At 69.7% G+C, this 17,262-nt stretch carries 18 protein-coding genes, 1 pseudogene and 1 riboswitch; of the genes and pseudogenes, 10 read left to right on the top strand and 9 right to left on the bottom strand.

What is annotated here, in order from left to right; all coding sequences use genetic code 11:
• Positions 1 to 32: 32 nt before the first annotated feature.
• Complete coding sequence (gene thiC, locus ACGFU6_RS25790) at positions 33 to 1,826, bottom strand: phosphomethylpyrimidine synthase ThiC (protein ID WP_393614250.1); 1,794 nt, start codon at positions 1,824 to 1,826, stop codon at positions 33 to 35.
• A riboswitch (TPP riboswitch) is annotated at positions 1,819 to 1,952 on the bottom strand. (Overlaps the previous gene by 8 nt.)
• Positions 1,953 to 2,022: 70 nt before the next feature.
• Between thiC and ACGFU6_RS25795 the strand changes: the two genes are divergently transcribed.
• Positions 2,023 to 3,360 carry a YibE/F family protein gene (locus ACGFU6_RS25795; RefSeq protein WP_393614252.1) on the top strand — a complete coding sequence of 446 codons (1,338 nt, stop codon included), beginning with the start codon at positions 2,023 to 2,025 and terminating at the stop codon, positions 3,358 to 3,360.
• 82 nt (positions 3,361 to 3,442) lie between these two features.
• On the opposite strand, the gene ACGFU6_RS25800 is transcribed toward ACGFU6_RS25795, so the two are convergent.
• The 4 genes from ACGFU6_RS25800 to ACGFU6_RS25815 form a co-directional block, all read right to left on the bottom strand.
• On the bottom strand, positions 3,443 to 3,880 hold the full coding sequence (locus ACGFU6_RS25800; RefSeq protein ID WP_024489558.1) for an SsgA family sporulation/cell division regulator: 438 nt from the start codon (positions 3,878 to 3,880) through the stop codon (positions 3,443 to 3,445).
• Between the two features lie 101 nt (positions 3,881 to 3,981).
• Complete coding sequence (locus tag ACGFU6_RS25805) at positions 3,982 to 4,752, bottom strand: IclR family transcriptional regulator (RefSeq protein WP_393614254.1); 771 nt, start codon at positions 4,750 to 4,752, stop codon at positions 3,982 to 3,984.
• Positions 4,753 to 5,011: 259 nt separating this feature from the next.
• On the bottom strand, positions 5,012 to 5,224 hold the full coding sequence (locus tag ACGFU6_RS25810; protein WP_024489556.1) for a DUF5326 family protein: 213 nt from the start codon (positions 5,222 to 5,224) through the stop codon (positions 5,012 to 5,014).
• Between the two features lie 143 nt (positions 5,225 to 5,367).
• Positions 5,368 to 5,685: a cupin domain-containing protein gene (locus tag ACGFU6_RS25815; protein ID WP_123460477.1), complete on the bottom strand. Its 318-nt coding sequence runs from the start codon at positions 5,683 to 5,685 to the stop codon at positions 5,368 to 5,370.
• A 68-nt stretch (positions 5,686 to 5,753) separates the two neighbouring features.
• Between ACGFU6_RS25815 and ACGFU6_RS25820 the strand changes: the two genes are divergently transcribed.
• The 5 genes from ACGFU6_RS25820 to ACGFU6_RS25840 all read left to right on the top strand — a co-directional run bounded on the left by ACGFU6_RS25820 (position 5,754) and on the right by ACGFU6_RS25840 (position 10,208).
• Positions 5,754 to 6,131: a phage holin family protein gene (locus tag ACGFU6_RS25820; protein ID WP_393614256.1), complete on the top strand. Its 378-nt coding sequence runs from the start codon at positions 5,754 to 5,756 to the stop codon at positions 6,129 to 6,131.
• A gap of 67 nt (positions 6,132 to 6,198) precedes the next feature.
• Positions 6,199 to 7,329 (top strand): cystathionine gamma-lyase, encoded by a 1,131-nt coding sequence (locus ACGFU6_RS25825; protein WP_393614258.1) that lies wholly within the window; start codon positions 6,199 to 6,201, stop codon positions 7,327 to 7,329.
• Positions 7,330 to 7,621: 292 nt separating this feature from the next.
• Positions 7,622 to 8,518: a LysR family transcriptional regulator gene (locus tag ACGFU6_RS25830; RefSeq protein ID WP_393614259.1), complete on the top strand. Its 897-nt coding sequence runs from the start codon at positions 7,622 to 7,624 to the stop codon at positions 8,516 to 8,518.
• A 63-nt stretch (positions 8,519 to 8,581) separates the two neighbouring features.
• The gene (locus ACGFU6_RS25835; protein WP_393614261.1) at positions 8,582 to 9,061 is read left to right on the top strand and encodes an NUDIX domain-containing protein; all 480 of its coding nucleotides are present in this window, start codon (positions 8,582 to 8,584) and stop codon (positions 9,059 to 9,061) included.
• A 256-nt stretch (positions 9,062 to 9,317) separates the two neighbouring features.
• The gene (locus ACGFU6_RS25840; RefSeq protein WP_393614262.1) at positions 9,318 to 10,208 is read left to right on the top strand and encodes a GNAT family N-acetyltransferase; all 891 of its coding nucleotides are present in this window, start codon (positions 9,318 to 9,320) and stop codon (positions 10,206 to 10,208) included.
• A gap of 100 nt (positions 10,209 to 10,308) precedes the next feature.
• Here the strand turns inward: ACGFU6_RS25840 and ACGFU6_RS25845 are convergent, their stop codons facing one another.
• The 3 genes and pseudogenes from ACGFU6_RS25845 to ACGFU6_RS25855 all read right to left on the bottom strand — a co-directional run bounded on the left by ACGFU6_RS25845 (position 10,309) and on the right by ACGFU6_RS25855 (position 12,537).
• Positions 10,309 to 10,878 carry a hypothetical protein gene (locus ACGFU6_RS25845; RefSeq protein ID WP_393614264.1) on the bottom strand — a complete coding sequence of 190 codons (570 nt, stop codon included), beginning with the start codon at positions 10,876 to 10,878 and terminating at the stop codon, positions 10,309 to 10,311.
• Between the two features lie 144 nt (positions 10,879 to 11,022).
• Positions 11,023 to 11,278: pseudogene (locus tag ACGFU6_RS25850) on the bottom strand (heme-binding protein).
• Positions 11,279 to 11,325: 47 nt separating this feature from the next.
• Positions 11,326 to 12,537, bottom strand: a complete 1,212-nt coding sequence (locus ACGFU6_RS25855; RefSeq protein WP_393614265.1) for an MFS transporter — start codon at positions 12,535 to 12,537, stop codon at positions 11,326 to 11,328.
• Between the two features lie 142 nt (positions 12,538 to 12,679).
• Here ACGFU6_RS25855 and ACGFU6_RS25860 point away from each other — a divergent pair, with 142 nt between their 5' ends.
• The 3 genes from ACGFU6_RS25860 to ACGFU6_RS25870 are packed head-to-tail and all read left to right on the top strand — an operon-like array spanning position 12,680 to position 14,842.
• Positions 12,680 to 13,138 (top strand): MarR family winged helix-turn-helix transcriptional regulator, encoded by a 459-nt coding sequence (locus ACGFU6_RS25860; protein ID WP_073733208.1) that lies wholly within the window; start codon positions 12,680 to 12,682, stop codon positions 13,136 to 13,138.
• A 58-nt stretch (positions 13,139 to 13,196) separates the two neighbouring features.
• Complete coding sequence (locus ACGFU6_RS25865) at positions 13,197 to 13,649, top strand: GNAT family N-acetyltransferase (protein ID WP_393614267.1); 453 nt, start codon at positions 13,197 to 13,199, stop codon at positions 13,647 to 13,649.
• A 29-nt stretch (positions 13,650 to 13,678) separates the two neighbouring features.
• A complete protein-coding gene (locus ACGFU6_RS25870; RefSeq protein WP_393614268.1) occupies positions 13,679 to 14,842 on the top strand; it encodes a winged helix DNA-binding domain-containing protein in 1,164 nt (387 codons plus the stop codon).
• Positions 14,843 to 14,878: 36 nt separating this feature from the next.
• On the opposite strand, the gene ACGFU6_RS25875 is transcribed toward ACGFU6_RS25870, so the two are convergent.
• Positions 14,879 to 16,261 (bottom strand): serine hydrolase domain-containing protein, encoded by a 1,383-nt coding sequence (locus tag ACGFU6_RS25875; protein WP_393614269.1) that lies wholly within the window; start codon positions 16,259 to 16,261, stop codon positions 14,879 to 14,881.
• 191 nt (positions 16,262 to 16,452) lie between these two features.
• Between ACGFU6_RS25875 and ACGFU6_RS25880 the strand changes: the two genes are divergently transcribed.
• Entirely contained in the window at positions 16,453 to 17,208 is a 756-nt protein-coding gene (locus tag ACGFU6_RS25880; RefSeq protein WP_393614270.1) for a dienelactone hydrolase family protein, read from the top strand.
• Positions 17,209 to 17,262 lie beyond the last annotated feature (54 nt).

Consider the following 17,262-nt stretch of genomic DNA (forward strand, 5'->3'; position numbering starts at 1 on the left):
GGTCGGGGGCGCGGGACGCCCACCGGTGAGCGTCAGTCCGCCAGCGGCAGGTACACCCGGTTCCCGCTCGCCGCGAACTCCTTGGACTTCTCCAGCATCCCCGCCTCGATCTCCTCGTCCGAGGCCGAGGCGACCAGGTCGGGGGCGAACTGCTCGGTGATGCTCCTGCTGATCTTCATGGAGCAGAACTTCGGACCGCACATCGAGCAGAAGTGCGCCGTCTTCGCCGGCTCGGCCGGCAGCGTCTCGTCATGGAACTCCCGTGCCGTGTCCGGGTCGAGTGCCAGGTTGAACTGGTCCTCCCACCGGAACTCGAACCGGGCGTCCGACAGCGCGTCGTCCCACTCCTGCGCCCCCGGGTGCCCCTTGGCGAGGTCCGCCGCATGGGCCGCGATCCGGTAGGTGATCACGCCGGTCTTCACATCGTCCCGGTTGGGCAGGCCGAGGTGCTCCTTGGGTGTGACGTAACAGAGCATCGCCGTCCCCCACCAGGCGATCATCGCCGCGCCGATGCCCGAGGTGATGTGGTCGTACGCCGGAGCGACATCGGTGGTCAGCGGGCCGAGCGTGTAGAACGGCGCCTCCTCGCAGATCTCCTGCTGGAGGTCGATGTTCTCCTTGATCTTGTGCATCGGGACGTGCCCGGGACCCTCGATCATCGTCTGGACGCCTAGCCGCTTGGCAACCGTGTTCAGTTCGCCGAGCGTGCGCAGTTCGGCGAACTGCGCCTCGTCGTTGGCGTCCGCGATCGATCCGGGCCGCAGCCCGTCACCCAGCGAGTACGTCACGTCGTACGAGGCGAGGATCGTGCAGAGCTCCTCGAAGTGCTCGTACAGGAACGACTCCTTGTGGTGCGCGAGGCACCAGGCCGCCATGATCGAGCCTCCCCGGGAGACGATGCCGGTCTTGCGGCGGGCGGTCAGCGGCACGTACGGCAGGCGCACGCCGGCGTGGACCGTCATGTAGTCGACGCCCTGCTCGGCCTGCTCGATCACGGTGTCCTTGTAGATCTCCCAAGTCAGCTCCTCCGCCCTGCCGTCGACCTTCTCGAGGGCCTGGTAGAGGGGCACGGTGCCGATCGGCACGGGGGAGTTGCGAAGTACCCACTCACGGGTGGTGTGGATGTTGCGCCCGGTGGAAAGGTCCATGACCGTGTCGGCGCCCCACTTGGTCGCCCAGGTCATCTTGTCCACCTCCTCCTCGATGGAGGACGTCACCGCGGAGTTGCCGATGTTGGCGTTCACCTTCACCAGGAACCGCTTGCCGATGATCATCGGCTCGATCTCCGGGTGGTTGACGTTGGCCGGCAGCACGGCCCGGCCCGCGGCGATCTCCTCGCGCACCACCTCGGGCGCGACGTTCTCCCGGATCGCCACGTACTCCATCTCCGGGGTGATCTCGCCGCGTCGGGCGTACCCGAGCTGGGTCACCGGGCTCCCGTCCCGGCTGCGCCGCGGCTGGCGCGGGCGGCCGGGGAAGACCGCGTCCAGATTGCGCAGCCCGCCGCGCGGCGAGGTGTGCTTGATCCCGTCGTCCTCGGGACGGGCGGCCCGGCCCGCGTACTCCTCGGTGTCGCCGCGGGCGATGATCCAGTTCTCGCGCAACGGCGCGAGTCCGCGGCGGACATCGGTGTCGATACCCGGATCTGTGTACGGCCCCGACGTGTCGTAGAGCGTCACGTCCTTGCCGTTGCTGAGGTGCACCTGACGGACCGGCACCCGGAGGTCCGGGCGCGAGCCCTGGACGTACCCCTTGTGCCAGCCGATGGACTTCCCGGCCTCGTCGCTCTGATTCGAGGCAGGCATACGTGCGTCCGCTGTGGTCATGAGACCTACTCCCTACGCCGGCATTACCCGGTAACAGGTTCGGCGGTCGGCGCAGCTTGTCCCGTACGGACGTACGGAGATCAGCGCCCTCTCAGCCCGGTGCTCCGAGCTCCCGCGTGTGCAAAGGTGCCACCACGCTAACGCCCTCACGGGTGTGCTGAACAGTGGGCCCCGCTCGTCTTGCGATGATCGGCCGGTGACGTCCCCCCATATCGTTCCCGAGCAGCCGTCCCATCAGCACGCCCACACGCACTCGCACGGACCCGCCGCACCCGTGTCCAAGCACCTGCGCAAGGTGATCGCCGCCGTACTGATCCCGTTCGCGGCCGCGGTCGCCGTCGGTCTCGTGGTGCTCTGGCCCGGTGGTGCGCCGGCGCACGAGCGCACCGGTGTCGGTTTCGACCGGCAGACCCAGCAGGCCAAGGTGGTGAACATCGACAAGGTCGACTGCAAGGACGTGAACGCGGCCCAGCTGCCCGTCGACGGCGAGACCCCGTCCGCCAAGGACCCGGCCACCGGTGGCGGCGGGGCCGCGGACTGCGAGAAGGCCACGGTCGAGGTCACAAGCGGCGAGGACAAGGGGCGCGCCTTCATCGAGGTGATCCAGCCAGGCGCTCCGCGACAGCTCCGGGAGGGGCAGGAAGTCGTCGTCGCGTACGCCCCCGACGCGCCCCACGACCTCCAGTACTCCGTGACGGACGTGAACCGGAAGTTCCCGATGGCGCTGCTGGCCGGGATCTTCGCCGTCGCGGTGGTCGTGGTGGGCAGACTGCGCGGGGTCATGGCGCTGGTGGCGCTCGCCCTGTCGTTCGCCGTGCTGACCCTGTTCATCCTTCCGGCCATTCTGCAGGGCTCGAATCCGCTGGTCGTGGCGGTGGTCGGGGCCGGCGCCATCATGCTGATCGCCCTCTACATCTGCCACGGGCTGACCGCCCGCACCTCGGTCGCGGTCATCGGCACCCTGATCTCACTGCTGCTGATCGGGCTGCTCGGCTCACTCTTCATCGGCTGGGCGAGCCTGAGCGGGAACACCGACGACAGTACGGGCCTCATCCACGGCCTGTATCCGCACATCGACATGAGCGGTCTGCTTCTGGCCGGCGTCATCATCGGTTCCCTGGGCGTGCTCGACGATGTGACGGTCACCCAGACCTCGGCCGTCTGGGAACTGCACCAGGCGGACCCGACGATGAGTGCGAAGCAGCTTTACCGGGCAGGTATCAGAATCGGAAGGGATCACATCGCCTCGGTGGTCAACACCCTGGTGCTCGCCTATGCGGGCGCCGCGCTTCCGCTGCTGCTGCTGTTCTCGATCGCCCAGAGCAGCGTGGGCACGGTGGCCAACAGCGAGCTGGTGGCGGAGGAGATCGTGCGGACGCTGGTCGGCTCGATCGGGCTGGTCGCCTCGGTGCCGGTGACCACCGCGCTCGCGGCACTGGTCGTCTCCGCGGACCGTACGGGGGTCGGCGCGGAAGCCGAAGCTTCGGCACCCGTACGGAGTGGCAGAGGACGCCGGCGACGGGCGAAGGCCTGAACAGTTGCACACGGAGAGTGATTCACCCGTTCGGCAGGTGTGGTGTTCGACCGGCACCAGGGGCCGGAGAGGCGGTTCCCCGTCAGCCGGCGTTCTGTTCCTCGGCCAGAATTCGCCCCAATGCCTCTTCCAGATTGCCCTCGAAGTCACCCAGCGTGCACTCCTGGCCGAGCGGGACGAGCTTGTCCGTCCGGTCGAGAAAGGCCACAAGAGGTGCTGTACCCGCCCTGAAGAGGGCGCGGTCCGCCCCCACCTGGAGCCGGATGTGGACGTCGCACAGTCCTTCGGGCTCGGTCGGCCCGATGTGTACGTCGCCGTCACCACTGGGGCTGTTCAGGCCGTCGAGCAGCAGCTCACGGCCAAAAGCCCAGGTGACGGGGGCATCGCCGGGGAGATGGAAGGTCATCCGGATCGCGTACGGATCGCACACTTCGTACCGGAGCTCCACCGGGATACGGAATGAGAGCTCCTCGGAGACGAGGAAGCTCATCATGACCTCAGCTTGAACCGACTCGCGCATCGTTCAACCCCGCAGTAGATGAATCTGGCCAGGAATGATCCCCCATGGCCCTATTGACGCCATCGTGGTGCACGCGATAGCAGATCACAAGGAGTGATTTTTCAGATACTGATAGAGAACACGAACGAACGCAAGAGGCTGGCCACTTCGCCACGTAGTCGTTCGACTGCGGGGAGCAACCGTTCTTCCTGATCCAGGGGTACCGAAATGGCCATCGCCGCTGCCGTGAAACCGGCCGCGATCGGGATGGCCGCGCAGACCGTCCCGAGTGCGTACTCCTGCCGCTCGATGACGGGTTCCATTCGCTCCAGCGACCGCAGCCGTTCAAGGAGCGCCGGACGGTCGCGTACCGAGTAGCGGGTCAGCGGACGGACCGGATGGCGGTCCAGGTGGTCCTCGCGGGCCTTCTCGTCGAGCTGGCTCAGCAGACACTGGCCGATCGCGTGGGCGTGCCCGGTCTCCTGGAAGGCGGCCCATTCGTCCACCGCGGGCGCGGCCGGGGTGTCGGAGACCGCGAGGAGTTCGATCTCGCCGTCGCGGTAGACGGCGCAGTAGACCGGGGCGCCGATGATGTCGCGCCAGCGGCCCAGGGACTGGGCCATCCGGCTGCGCCGGTTCTGCAGAGCGCCGTCGCCCACCAGCCGCTCGGCGGCGGCGCCGAAGAGGAAGACGCCGTTCTCACGGCGCAGATATCCCTCATGGGTGAGGGTACGAAGCAGGTGGTAGGCGGTGGGCAGTGGAAGCCCCGCCTCACGTGCGAGCTGTTTGGCCGGCGCCCCGTCGCGATGGGCGCCCACTGCCTCCAGCAGCCTCAGCGCCCGCTGCACCGATCCGATCAACGTCGGCACAGCGGTACTCGATGCCGTGGTCAACGGTCACCCCCAGGCATGGTGACGGGCGGTCAGCCCGCCTGTGGAGGCCGCCCCCACATGTCTGCCGCAGGTTCGGGTCCGGAGGCCGGATGCCCTGCCCACCACTGGTCAGGTGGTGACTGACGGTGCTCTCCCGGGCGGCGGCAGCGGATTTCCACTGTATCGGCAGCGTCCGGAAGGGTTGCTGTTTCGTCTTCCGCTTCGCTCACCTGGGCTAACCGTGCTACCGGTGGTGCGGCCACCGGTCGCCACCGGTCTTCTACCAGTCGCCGCGCGAGGAGGAGGACGACATGAACTTCCGCACGAGGAAGACGATCCCGCCGACCAGGACCACGAAGATCAGGACCTTGAAGAGCAGCCAGACGACGAAGCCGACCACGCTGGCGATCAGACCACCGAACACGACGATCGCGATGACGGGCACCGCGATCCACTTCACCCACCAGGGCATTCCCGCGAATATCTCCCGCACGGCCATCTGTCCTACCTCGTCTCTGTGAGTTCCTGCTCCGATGCTAGAGGGGCAGCGGTGGTCTGCGGGGGCCTCGCATCCCTTGAACTCCCCTGATCGAACCCTTAGGGATCCCCGAGAGACCGCTCCGTCTCCCGGCCCCCTCAGCCCTCGGGCGGCGAAAAGACCACCATCACCCGCAGGTCCTCGGTGATGTGGTGGAACTTGTGAGCCGTGCCGGCAGGTACGTACACAACGCTTCCTCTGCCCACCTGCGTGGTTTCCATGCCCACGGTGATCGAAGCGCGCCCGCTGACGACCAGGTAGACCTCGTCCTGCTTGTGCGGCTGCTGCGGGTCGAGCTCGCCGGCGTCCAGCGCGTACAGGCCTACAGACATGTTCCGTTCACGCACGAACTGCAGATAAGCGCCGTCGTTGGCGGCCCGTTCCGCCTCCAGCTCGTCCAGTCTGAATGCCTTCATGGCCTGTCCGTCCCTTACGTATACCCGGCCGGTGTCCGCCACCGATCATGTCTGCCACGATCAGACACATGAAGAATTTCGTAGTCAAGACGATCGCCAACGCAGGTGCGCTGGCAGTGGCCATCTGGCTGCTCCACGACATCACGCTGACCGGCGGCAGCACCGGCCGCAAGGTCCTGACCCTGATCGTGGTCGCGCTGATCTTCGGCCTGGTCAACTTCTGCGTGAAGCCGGTCCTGAAGCTGCTCACACTGCCGCTCTTCATCCTCACGCTGGGGCTGTTCACCCTCGTCGTGAACGCACTGATGCTGATGCTGACCTCCTGGCTGGCCGACCAGTTCGATCTGAGCTTCCACGTCGACGGCTTCTGGACCGCCGTCCTCGGCGGACTGATCATCTCGATCGTCTCCTGGGCGCTGAACGTGGTCCTGCCCGACGAGGACTGATCCGCGTACACCTGGAACAGTGCAGGCAGTACCGGTGACGGACCGGGGAGAGAAGTGAGGACGCAGTATGAGCACCATGGGCGACGGAACCCGCGCGGTACGTGCCGGCCTGCCGGAACCGGAGCAGTACGAGCCGACTCTCCCCGGCCCGGTCTTCGCCGCACACTTCCACCTCTCCGGCGAGCCGGTCGGCCCCTACACCTACGGCCGCGACACCAACCCGACCTGGACCCATCTGGAACGGGCCATCGGCGAGCTCGAAGCGCCGGGGGAGAGCGTCCAGACCACGGTCTTCGCCTCCGGAATGGCGGCGGTCTCGGCCGTGCTGCTGTCCCAGGCGCGCAGCGGTGACGTGATCGTGCTGCCCGACGACGGATACCAGGCGCTCCCGTTGGTACGGGCACAGCTGGAGGCGTACGGGGTCGAGGTGCGGACCGCCCCGACCGGGGGCGATGCCCAGCTGGACGCCCTGTCGGGCGCCAGGCTGCTGTGGATCGAGACCCCGTCCAATCCCGGGCTCGACGTCTGTGACGTGCGGCGGCTCGTCGAGGCCGCGCACGCGGGCGGGACGCTGGTGGCCGTGGACAACACGCTCGCCACCCCGCTCGGCCAGCGCCCGCTGGAGCTGGGCGCCGACTTCTCGGTGGCCAGCGACACCAAGGGCATGACCGGGCACGGCGACATCCTGCTCGGCCACGTGGCCTGCCTCGATCCCGAGCTGGCGGCGGGGGTGCGGCGCTGGCGCAAGGTGGTCGGCGCGATCCCGGGGCCGATGGAGGCGTGGCTCGCACACCGCTCGCTGGCCACCCTGGAGCTGCGGATCGAGCGCCAGTGCGCGAACGCCCTCGCTCTGGCCGAGGCGCTCACCGAGCACCCGGAAGTGACCGGGCTGCGCTACCCCGGCCTGCCCACCGACCCCTCTTACCCGAAGGCCGTCCGCCAGATGCGGCGCTTCGGCTCCGTGGTCTCGTTCGTACTGGCCGACCGGGAGACCGCCGAGCGCTTCCTCTCGGCGCTCCGGCTGGCCGAGGACGCGACCAGCTTCGGCGGGGTCCGTTCCACCGCCGAACGGCGGGCCCGCTGGGGCGGCGACGCGGTGCCGGAAGGCTTCATCCGCTTCTCGGTGGGCGCCGAGAACTCGGCGGACCTGCTGGCCGACGTGGCCCAGGCGCTGGCAGAAGCTGTCGCCGGGAGCTGAGTCGGTCGACGGGGGCTGATGCGGCTGGCAGGCGCTGGTCGGCCGTACCGCCGGTAGTCGGTGCGGCCGACGGAAGTCGAGCGGCCGCACCAGCCGAGGCTGTACGGACGGCCCGAGCCTCCCCCCTCGTGGCTCGGACCGTCCCGGCCCTCCGCGTTCTTCACGCAAAGCACCGTCTCGACAAGGCTAGTTGACTCTGAGTCAGTGTCCAATCACAGTAGCGGCAGCGGCCTATCGCCATATTTATGGTTGTCCGGGTCCGAGACGTCGCACGGGGTGGGAGGGACAGGACATGGACCTGGCCCTGCTGCGCACGTTCGTCACCGTGCACCGGGCCGGTTCGTTCACCCGGGCCGCCGCGCTCCTCGGCCTCTCCCAGCCCGCCGTGACCTCGCAGATACGCACGCTGGAACGGCAGCTGGGCCGCCCGCTCTTCCTGCGCCGGGCCCGCGGAGTGACCCCCACCACCATCGGGGACGAACTCGCGCACCGGGCCGCTCCCCATCTGGACGCGCTGGTGGAGATCGCCGAGACGGAACTGGACGAGGAGTCGGGCGTCCGGACCCTGCATCTGGCCGGGCCACCGGAGTTCACCTCAATACGGGCGCTGCCCGCGCTCACCCCGCTGATCGCCCAGGGCCTCGCCCTGCGCAGCTCGTTCTCCGCGGACACCGACGAGACGCTGGAGGGCCTGGCCGCCGGGCACCACGACCTGGCCATCGTGACGGCCCGCCCGCGCGGCGGCCTGCTCACCGCGACCCCGCTCTGCGACGAGGAGCACGTCCTGATCGCCGCGCCCCGCTGGGCCGGGCGGCTCGGCCCGGGGACCTTGCGGCGCAACGGCCCGGTCGTCCTGGAACAGCTGCCCGTGGTGGAGGTGCACGAGAGCCTGCCGCTCGTCTCCCGCTACTGGGCCGCGGTCTTCGATACCCGGCCGGCGGCCGCCGGGGCCGTCATCGCACCGGATCTGCGGGCCGTCCTGGAGTGCACGGCGGCCGGCGCCGGCCTGGCCGTCCTGCCCCGCTACCTCTGCGAGGGCGCACTGGAGCGGGGCGAGGTGGTGGCACTCCTCGACCCTCCGGTGCCCCCGCTGCGCACCTACTTCCTCGCCGCACGGACCGGCACGCTCGCGCTGCCGCATCTCGCTCGCGCGCACGAGTGGCTGGTGCGCGCCGCGGCCGACTGGTGACCGCAGAACGGTCCGGCAGCCCTCAGGTGTTTCAGAAGGGGTCCAGCGGGCCACTCTCTTGCCATGACCGAACGTCCTGTGGTCAAGCGCACCGCACGCGCCATCCTGCTCGACGGCGACGACCTCATCCTCATCAAGCGGACCAAGCCGGGGGTCGACCCCTACTGGGTCACGCCGGGCGGCGGGGTCGAGCCCGAGGACGCGACCGTCGTCGACGCCCTGCACCGTGAGGTGGACGAGGAGCTCGGGGCCAAGATCACCGACGTGGTCCCCTGCTTCGTCGACACCGTGGAACACATCGAGGGCAGCGGAGTGAAGGGCGTCAAGGTCCAGCACTTCTTCGTCTGCCGGCTCGACTCGATGGACCTGTCCCTGCGCCACGGACCCGAGATCGACGACCCCTGCGGGGAGTACGACGTCGTCCGCGTGCCGTTCAGCCGGGTCGGAATCGCCGCCGTGCACCTCGTACCGCTGTCGCTGCGGCACTACCTGGACGGCAACATCGAGGGCGTCCGGGCGATGCACGCGACCGACCTGGGTTGATCGGGAGCGGACGGGGCGGGTGACCGGGCGGACGGCTCCCGGCACCGTGTTTCACGTGAAACCACTCAGCCGCCGCCCCCGCCGAAACCTCCTTGCCGCACACGTCGCGGTCTCCATCAGCTGACTCGGACTCACCATCGGTCTGCTGACGCCGGCCATCGCCGCTCTCACGAACGGGGGCCCGGCGCCTGCGGATCTCGGCCAGTTCCGTTAAAGCGGTGGACGAGCGATCATCGCGTCGGACAGCCTGACCCTCATGCCCAGCTCACTGCCCCGCCCGCTCGCCGATCTACCCGTCCGGCGTCTCACCCGGGACGATCTGGTCCCCTGCGCCGACCTCAGCGAGGACCGCGGCTGGCCGCGTGACGAGCACCGCTGGGGGCTGCTCCTCACGGCGGGAACGGCTTTCGGTATCGACGATCCTGACGGCAAGGGCCTGATGGCGACGTGTGTGGTGACCTCCTACGGCCCTCGCATGGCCGCCATCGGCATGATGCTGGTCGCCGAGCGTTATGCCGGACAAGGAGTCGCCCGGTACCTCATGCACCAGACGATCGAATGGACCGGGGGCGCCCCGCTCAGCCTCTACGCGACGGCATCGGGCCGCCCGCTCTACGAGAAGCTCGGGTTCGCCGCGGTGGGCACCGCACAGCGGATGGGCGGCCGTTTCCGGCCGACTGCCGAGACCGGCGGCGCACCGGACGCGCTCGCTCGACCGGGCCGGACCGTTCGTCCCGCAACGGCCGGGGACCTGCAGGCCATGCTCCGGCTGGACGGGGACGCGTTCGGCCTCGACCGGACACATCTGCTGACCCGTCTCCCGGCCTTCGCCGATCATCTGCGGGTGGCCGAGGACAGCGGGGAGCTCGTCGGTTACGGGGCTCTCTGGCCGAGCGCGGGCAGCCAGGTCATCGGTCCGCTGATCGCTCGGGACACCGCCACGGCGAAACTGCTGGTGACCTCGCTGGCCGGGGCGACCGAGCTGCCGTTGCGGGCCGACATCGACGCCCGCCACCACGAGCTCCTCGACTGGCTCGGGGAGCGCGGCCTCCAGCCCGGTTCCGAGACCACGGTGATGACCCTGGGGGACCGGCAGCCGGGGGACTGGACACGGTGCTTCGCGCCACTGAGCGTGGCGACGGGCTGAAGCTGCGGCCGGTGTCCCGGCCCTGGAATCGGCTCTGGGAATCGCGTCCGGAAATCGGCTCCGGAGCGGCGCTCGCCCCGGGTAGTTGTCGAACCGGACGTCAGTTGTCGAACCAGACGGTGAGCCGGACGTTCTCGCCGCCGTGCACCGCGGCGAGGGCTTCCATCACGGACCACACCGGCTTCCACTCACCCTCCGCCGGCACCACGTCACGCCGGCGCATCCGCTCCACCCGGTAGAGGCGCTCACCGTCCCGCCACTCCGTGCCTTCCGGCCACTCCTCCCCTCCGTAGCCGACGAGCGCACCCGCCACGGGCTCGACCGGCAGCCCGGCCACCGCGGCGAACCGTGGACTCCAGACCGCTTTGGAGACGAGGCTCCAACCGCTATCCACCGCTGTGTACTCATGGATCCGCCGGTCCGTCGTCACGGCCGGTTCGGTCCAGTCGACGGCCTTCAGCTCGTCCCAGCCGATCCAGCTGGGGCTGTGCGCCGTGGCGCCCCACGCGTCAAACTCCGTGCGTACGGCGTCGGACACCAGCGCGGGGAGCCCGCGCTCCGCCGCCAGTGGGGCGAAGCCCGCGTAGTCGCGCACGCCGAACAGGCAGCCGAACGCGTCGTAGCCCCTGCCCGGATACAGCAGTTCGAGGTCAATGGCCCCGGACCACAAGGCTTTCGGATCCGCCCACTGATATCGGCATTCGACGAACCCATGAATGTCAGCTCCCATGTGCGGCAATTCTGCGGCCACATGGGAGTCGGCACCACTGAATTGCCCCCGGCCTCAAGGAAGATGATGTCTCCCCACCAGGACTCAGGCGAGGCCCGCCACGGCGCTGGTCGCGAACGTGTGGTCCTGCTCGGGCGCCCCGCCACCGACGCCGATGGCGCCGATCAGCCGACCTTCGCGGTGGACCGGAACGCCGCCGGCGATGAACAGCAGCGGTCGGTCCAGCGCGGTGGGCCGCCGCGGCGACACCCGCGGCCTCGGCGGCCTTACGGGCCGCGTCGACGAGCCCCTCCGCGTCCTGGGTGGTCAGCGGGGCGACGGCTGCGGCGAGGTTGCTCATGGGGATGACTCCTTGGTGCGGTGCGGGGATTGCGGGAGGGCGGGGGGTCAGCGCCGGGCGGCGGATGCGGCGGCCGGCTCCGGGATGTGAGCGGCGACGAGCCGGCTCCGGGTAGCCGTGCGGCGCTCCAGGCTGCTGGAGACGACCGCGAGGACCAGGGCCGAAGCGGCGAGGACCGCGCCGACCCAGTTGGGCGCGGTGTACCCGAGACCGGCGGCGATGACGACGCCGCCGAGCCATGCCGACAGCGCGTTGCCGAGGTTGAAGGCGCCGATGTTCACGGCGGAGGCGAGGGTCGGTGCGCCCGCCGCCTGATCGAGCACCCGCTTCTGCAGCGGGGGCACGGTAGCGAAGCCCAGGCCACCGATCAGCACGATGGTCACGGCTGCCGCGATCTTGTTGTGCGCGGTCAGGGTGAACAGCGACAGCACCACGGCCAGCGCCCCCAGGGACACGTACAGCAGGGGCATCAGGTGGCGGTCGGCGAACTTGCCGCCGAGCAGGTTGCCACCGACCATGCCGAGCCCGAAGAGGACCAACAGCCAGGTGACCGAGGAGGCCGAGTAGCCGGCGATCTCCGTCATCATCGGCGTGATGTAGGTGATCGCCGCGAACACGCCGCCGAAGCCCAGCACCGTCATCGCCATGGCGAGCAGGACCTGCACGTTGCGGAACGCGGCCAGCTCGTGGCGGAGCCGGACGCCTTCGGCGCGGGGCTGGTCGGGGACGAGCCTGGCCACTCCGAGAAGGCCGACGACGCCGAGGGCCGCGACAGCGAAGAACGTGGCCCGCCAGCCGGCGCTCTGCCCGACATAGGTGCCGAGCGGGACACCGACGACGTTGGCGACGGTGAGCCCCGTGAACATCATCGCGATCGCACCGGCCTTCTTGTGCGGCGCGACCAGGTCGGCCGCCACGACAGATCCGATGCCGAAGAAGGCACCGTGGGCGAGGGACGCGATGACCCGGCCCGCGAGCATCACCTCGAAGACGGGTGCGGTCGCGGACACCACGTTGCCCACGACGAACAGCCCCATCAGGATCATCAGCATGCGTTTGCGGGTGACCCTGGTACCGAGCACGGTCATCAGCGGGGCACCGAGGACGACCCCGAGCGCATAGCCCGTGACGAGGAAGCCGGCTGCCGGGATCGACACCTGGAAGTCCGCGGCCACCTCGGGGAGCAGTCCCATGATCACGAACTCGGTGGTTCCGATACCGAATGCCCCGATGGCGAGGGCGAGGAGCGCGAGCGGCATGGGTTACACCTTCCCTGGAGATTGCGTCTGCGCCTTACGAGCGTTCACAATAATTGCACGCGCTGGTTAATTGCAAGCGCGGGCTATTGCGTACGTCGCCTATCCTGTACGTAAGCAGCTCCAGCACGGAGGAGAGACACCCATGACAGCGACGGACCCGGCACTGACCGCCCTCTCCCAGGGCTGGTGCGCGCTTTCCCTGCTCCACGGGAAGATCGAGGCCCACATCGAGCGTGCCCTGCAGAGCCGGCACGATCTGAGCGTGCGGGAGTACTCACTGCTGGACGTGCTGAGCCGGCAGCACAGCGGACCGGGCGGACACCTGCAGATGAAGCAGGTGGCGGACGCCGTCGTGCTCAGCCAGAGCGCCACCACTCGCCTGGTCACCCGCCTCGAGGACCGCGGTCTGCTGACCCGGTATCTCTGTGACACCGATCGCAGGGGCATCTACACCGACGTCACCGAAGCCGGTCTCACCCTGCTCGCCGAGGCCAGGCCGACCAACGACACAGCACTGCGCGCCGCACTCGACGAGGCCGCCAAAGACCCCGAGCTGGTGCCGCTCGTGCGCGCGGTCGAGGAGCTGAAGGTCCCCGTGTAGACCGGTCCGCAGGCCGATTGCACCGCATGACCCCAGGCCACTGCGTAGGCTGCCGATCATGAGCGATCTGGAAATACGCACCGCGGGCGTCGATGACCTCTCGGAGATCGTGGCCATGCTGGCCGACGATCCGCTGGGTGCGGAGCGCGAGTCGCCGGACGACCTCACGCCGTACCTGGCTGCCTTCCGGCGGCTGGCCGGGGATCCGAACCAGCACCTGATGGTCGCCGTGCGCGCGGACCGGATCGTCGGCGCACTCCAGCTGACGGTGATCCCGGGCCTCTCCCGGCGCGGCTCGACGCGCTCCGTCATCGAGGGCGTCCGCGTCCACGGGGACGAACGCGGCAGCGGACTCGGCACCCTGCTGATCCGGTGGGCGGTGGACGAATCCAGGCGCCAGGAATGCCAGTTGGTACAGCTGACCTCGGATGCGAGCCGGACCGACGCGCACCGTTTCTACGAGCGGCTCGGCTTCGTCGCCAGCCATGTGGGTTTCAAGCTCGCTCTCTGACCGCACACCGGCATCCGAGGGGCACGACGATGCACCACGTCAGCGACGGACAGCGCCGCATCAGGCTGGTCAGACGCCATCTCCTGGCACCCGCCACACGGACGGACTCCCCGGTGGCCGTGGCCGACGCCCTGGTCGCTCTGCACGCCACCGACGCGGCCACGGTCTTCCTGTCCGTGTGCGCCCGACTCCGCGCCCCGGGCGTCGCCGCGGTGGAGAAGGCCCTGTACGAGGACGTCTCGCTGGTCCGGCTCCTCTCCATGCGCAACACGCTCTTCGTCGCGCCGGAGGCGCTCGCCCCGCAGATCGAGGCGACGAACGCGCGCGCTGTGGCGGCCAAGGAGCGCCGGACCTTCCTGAAGCACCTGGCGGAGGACGGCCAGGGCCTGGACGAGCGCTGGCTGAACGCTGCGGAGAAGGCCACCCAGGCGGCCCTGACCGCTCGCGGGGCGGCTACGGGCAGCGAACTCTCCGCCGCCGTGCCCGCCCTGCGTACGAAGATCACGGTCTTCCCCGGCAAGAAGTACGAAGCGGTACAGGGAGTGGCCTCCCGGGTCATCCGCATCATGGCGGCCGAGGGGCGGATCCGCCGGGACCGGCCCCGGGGCTCCTGGACGTCCAGCCAGTTCCGCTGGACTGCGGCCGAACCTCGGCAGGCTCCCGCCACCGCCGAAGCGCAGGCGGAGCTGGCCCTGCGTTGGCTCCGCTCATACGGACCGGCCTCCGAGACCGACCTCAAGTGGTGGACGGGCTGGGGGCTCGGCCAGGTCCGCAAGGCGCTGGCCACCGCGGAAGCCGAGCAGGTGGGCCTCGATGACGGCTCGACCGGCTGGGTCGCGCCGGGAGACACCGCGCCCGAGCCGGCGCCGGAGCCGTGGGCGGCGCTGCTTCCCGCCCTCGACCCGAGCGCGATGGGCTGGGCCGACCGCGGTTTCCACCTCCCTGCCGAACACCGGGCAGCCCTCTTCGACCGCTCCGGCAACATCGGCCCCACCGTGTGGTGGGACGGCCGGATCGTCGGCGGCTGGGCACTGCGCGCCGACGGCGAACCGGTATGGCGACTCCTGACCGACACCGGCCGGGATGCCACCGCGGCAATCGAGGCAGAGGCATCCCGGCTGGCCGGCTGGGTGGGAGAAGTGCGGGTCACACCGCGCTTCCGCACCCCGTTGGAAAAGGAGTTGACCGCCTGAGCGGATCGCTGCCGTGTTTCACGTGAAACACGGCACTCAACCTCCCAGGCCACGCCACCCGTTCTCGTCCACACCGCCCGGTACGGCCGCTGCGGAGTCGTACGGCTCACGGGTGAAGACGAACGAGCCCAGGTCCAGATGGTTCACGCTGCCGTCGTCGTTGCGGACGAGCCGCAGCGTCTCCCCCGCGTAATAGCCGTCCAGCCCGACCCAGGTGCCGTCCGGCCGGGCAGTGAATCGAGCGCCTCGCCCATCACCGCGGATGCCGCGCAGTTCCAGTCCGCGATCGGCTTTCAGGCGCAGGATGTTGGCACGCGTGCCCCAGTACCAGGGGCCGGTCAGCGCGAGCAGTTCGGCGTCCACCTCGGGCAGCGGGCGCCACGGCTCCGGGATGCGGGGCTCGGCCTCCGCGACGATGTCCACGAGCTCAGCGGCCACCTCCCCGATCAGCGGCCCGGAGGTGGCGTTGGCGAACACCACCGCTGCCACGTCCTCCTCGGCGCAGAACCACAGGGTGGCCAGGAATCCGGGCAGTGACCCGGTGTGGCCGACGAGCGTGCGGCCCTTCCTGTGGATCACCTGCAGCCCCAGACCGTAATTCCCTTCCCAGTCCCCCGACTCGGCCGGTGCGGACGGCTCCTTCATCTCCGCCACGGACGCGGCGCAGAGCACCCGGTCGTCCCCCTCGGCAAGGAAGGCGGCGAACCGGCAAAGATCGGCGGTGGTGGACCACAGCTGGCCGGCCGCTGCCATCAGTCCGAGGTCCTCGGCCGGCTCGGGCAGCATGGCGTCGGCCCACGGGTGGACGGCCCAGCCTCCGGCATGCGGTGCCTCCGGGCCGGGGCTCGTGCGCTGCATGCCGAGCGGCTCCAGTACCTCGCGCCGCAGAACCTGCTCCCAGGACGCTCCGCGCACGGCTTCGATCAGGGCTCCGAGCAGCGTGTAACCGGGGTTGGAGTAGTGGTGACGCCGACCGGGCGCGTGCATCCGGGTCTGCTCACCGAGCACATCGGCGAGCTCGGGCCGCAGGCTGCCCGGCGTCCGCTCCCACCACGGAGCAGGCGACTCCGCGCCGAGTCCCGCGCTGTGGCCCAGCAGCTGATGAATGGTGACCTCGCCCACTCCGGTGCCGGGGAGATGCTTCTCCAGCGGATCGGCCAGATCCAACAGGCCCTCGTCCCGCAGCCGCAGAACCAGCACCGCGGTGAACATCTTGGTGAGGGACCCGATCCTGAACTGTGTGTCGGAATCGGGGGCATGGCCGTCGACACAGCTGCGGGCGCCGTGCCAGACGGGCTGCCCCTGACGCTGCACAGCGGCTACGAAGGAGGGTGAGCGCCCATCGGACTGGGCGGTGGCGATGCGGTGCAGCAGAGCGCGCTGCGTGGTCGGAAGCAACTGTTCGGCAGGAGTGGTCATCGTCAACAACTACCGCCCGGAGCCTCCAGGGGCCACCGCATTCTCCGGCCCACCCGACCGGGCCGCCCGACCGACTCGGTGCCGGAAGCCGCTGCCGGTCAATGGGCCTCCGCCAGGCGGGCATCCGGCCGGGTTCCGCCGACGGTGAAGACCCGCCCACCCGGGCCGGGCGATCACTACAGTCCAGTTGCATGACGACGATTACCACGCGCACGGTCGAGTACCCGGCCGACGGCCTGACGATGATCGGTCACCTCGCGCTCCCGGCCGGTGCGGACCGCGCGCCCGCGGTCCTGCTCGGGCCCGAGGGCATCGGCCTGAACGACCTCCAGCGCCGCCGGGCCGACGCCCTGGCCGAACTGGGATATGTGGCGCTCGCCTTCGACATCAACGGCGGACGGGTGTTGGCCGACCCCGAAGAAATGCTGGCGCACGTGACTCCGCTGCTCGCCGCACCCGACCGGATGCGGGACATCGGGCACGCGGCCCTGGACGTGTTGCGCGCCGAACCACGGACCGACCCCGAACGGATCGCCGCCATCGGATACGGCACCGGAGGCATCATCGCGCTGGAACTCGGACGCGACGGCGTCGACCTCCGCGCGATCGGAACGATCAACGGCCTCAACACGGGCCGGCCGGGCGAGGCGGCACGCATCAACTGTCCGGTATGGGCCGGCGTCGGTTCGGAAGACCCCATCATGTCGTCCGCCCACCGCGAGGCGTTCACCTCCGAGATGCAGGCAGCAGGCGTCGACTGGCGCTTCGTCGTCTACGGCGGTGCCCTCCACGCCTTCCACCACCCGACGGTCGACCACACCGTGCTCCCCGGCGTCGGCCACCACCCACTCCATGCCGAGCGGGCCTGGCGCGATTTCCTCGATCTGCTCGCCGAGTGCCTCCCCCTGGAAGAGCCGGCCGCAGCGCAGGCACAACCGTCTTCGTGACACGGCAGGCGGGGTGCCCGTCCCGCCGCACCGACCGGGAAAGGACCCCGCGAC

The sequence above is a fragment of the Streptomyces sp. NPDC048462 genome (assembly GCF_043200175.1).
In the GTDB taxonomy this organism is placed as follows: domain Bacteria; phylum Actinomycetota; class Actinomycetes; order Streptomycetales; family Streptomycetaceae; genus Streptomyces.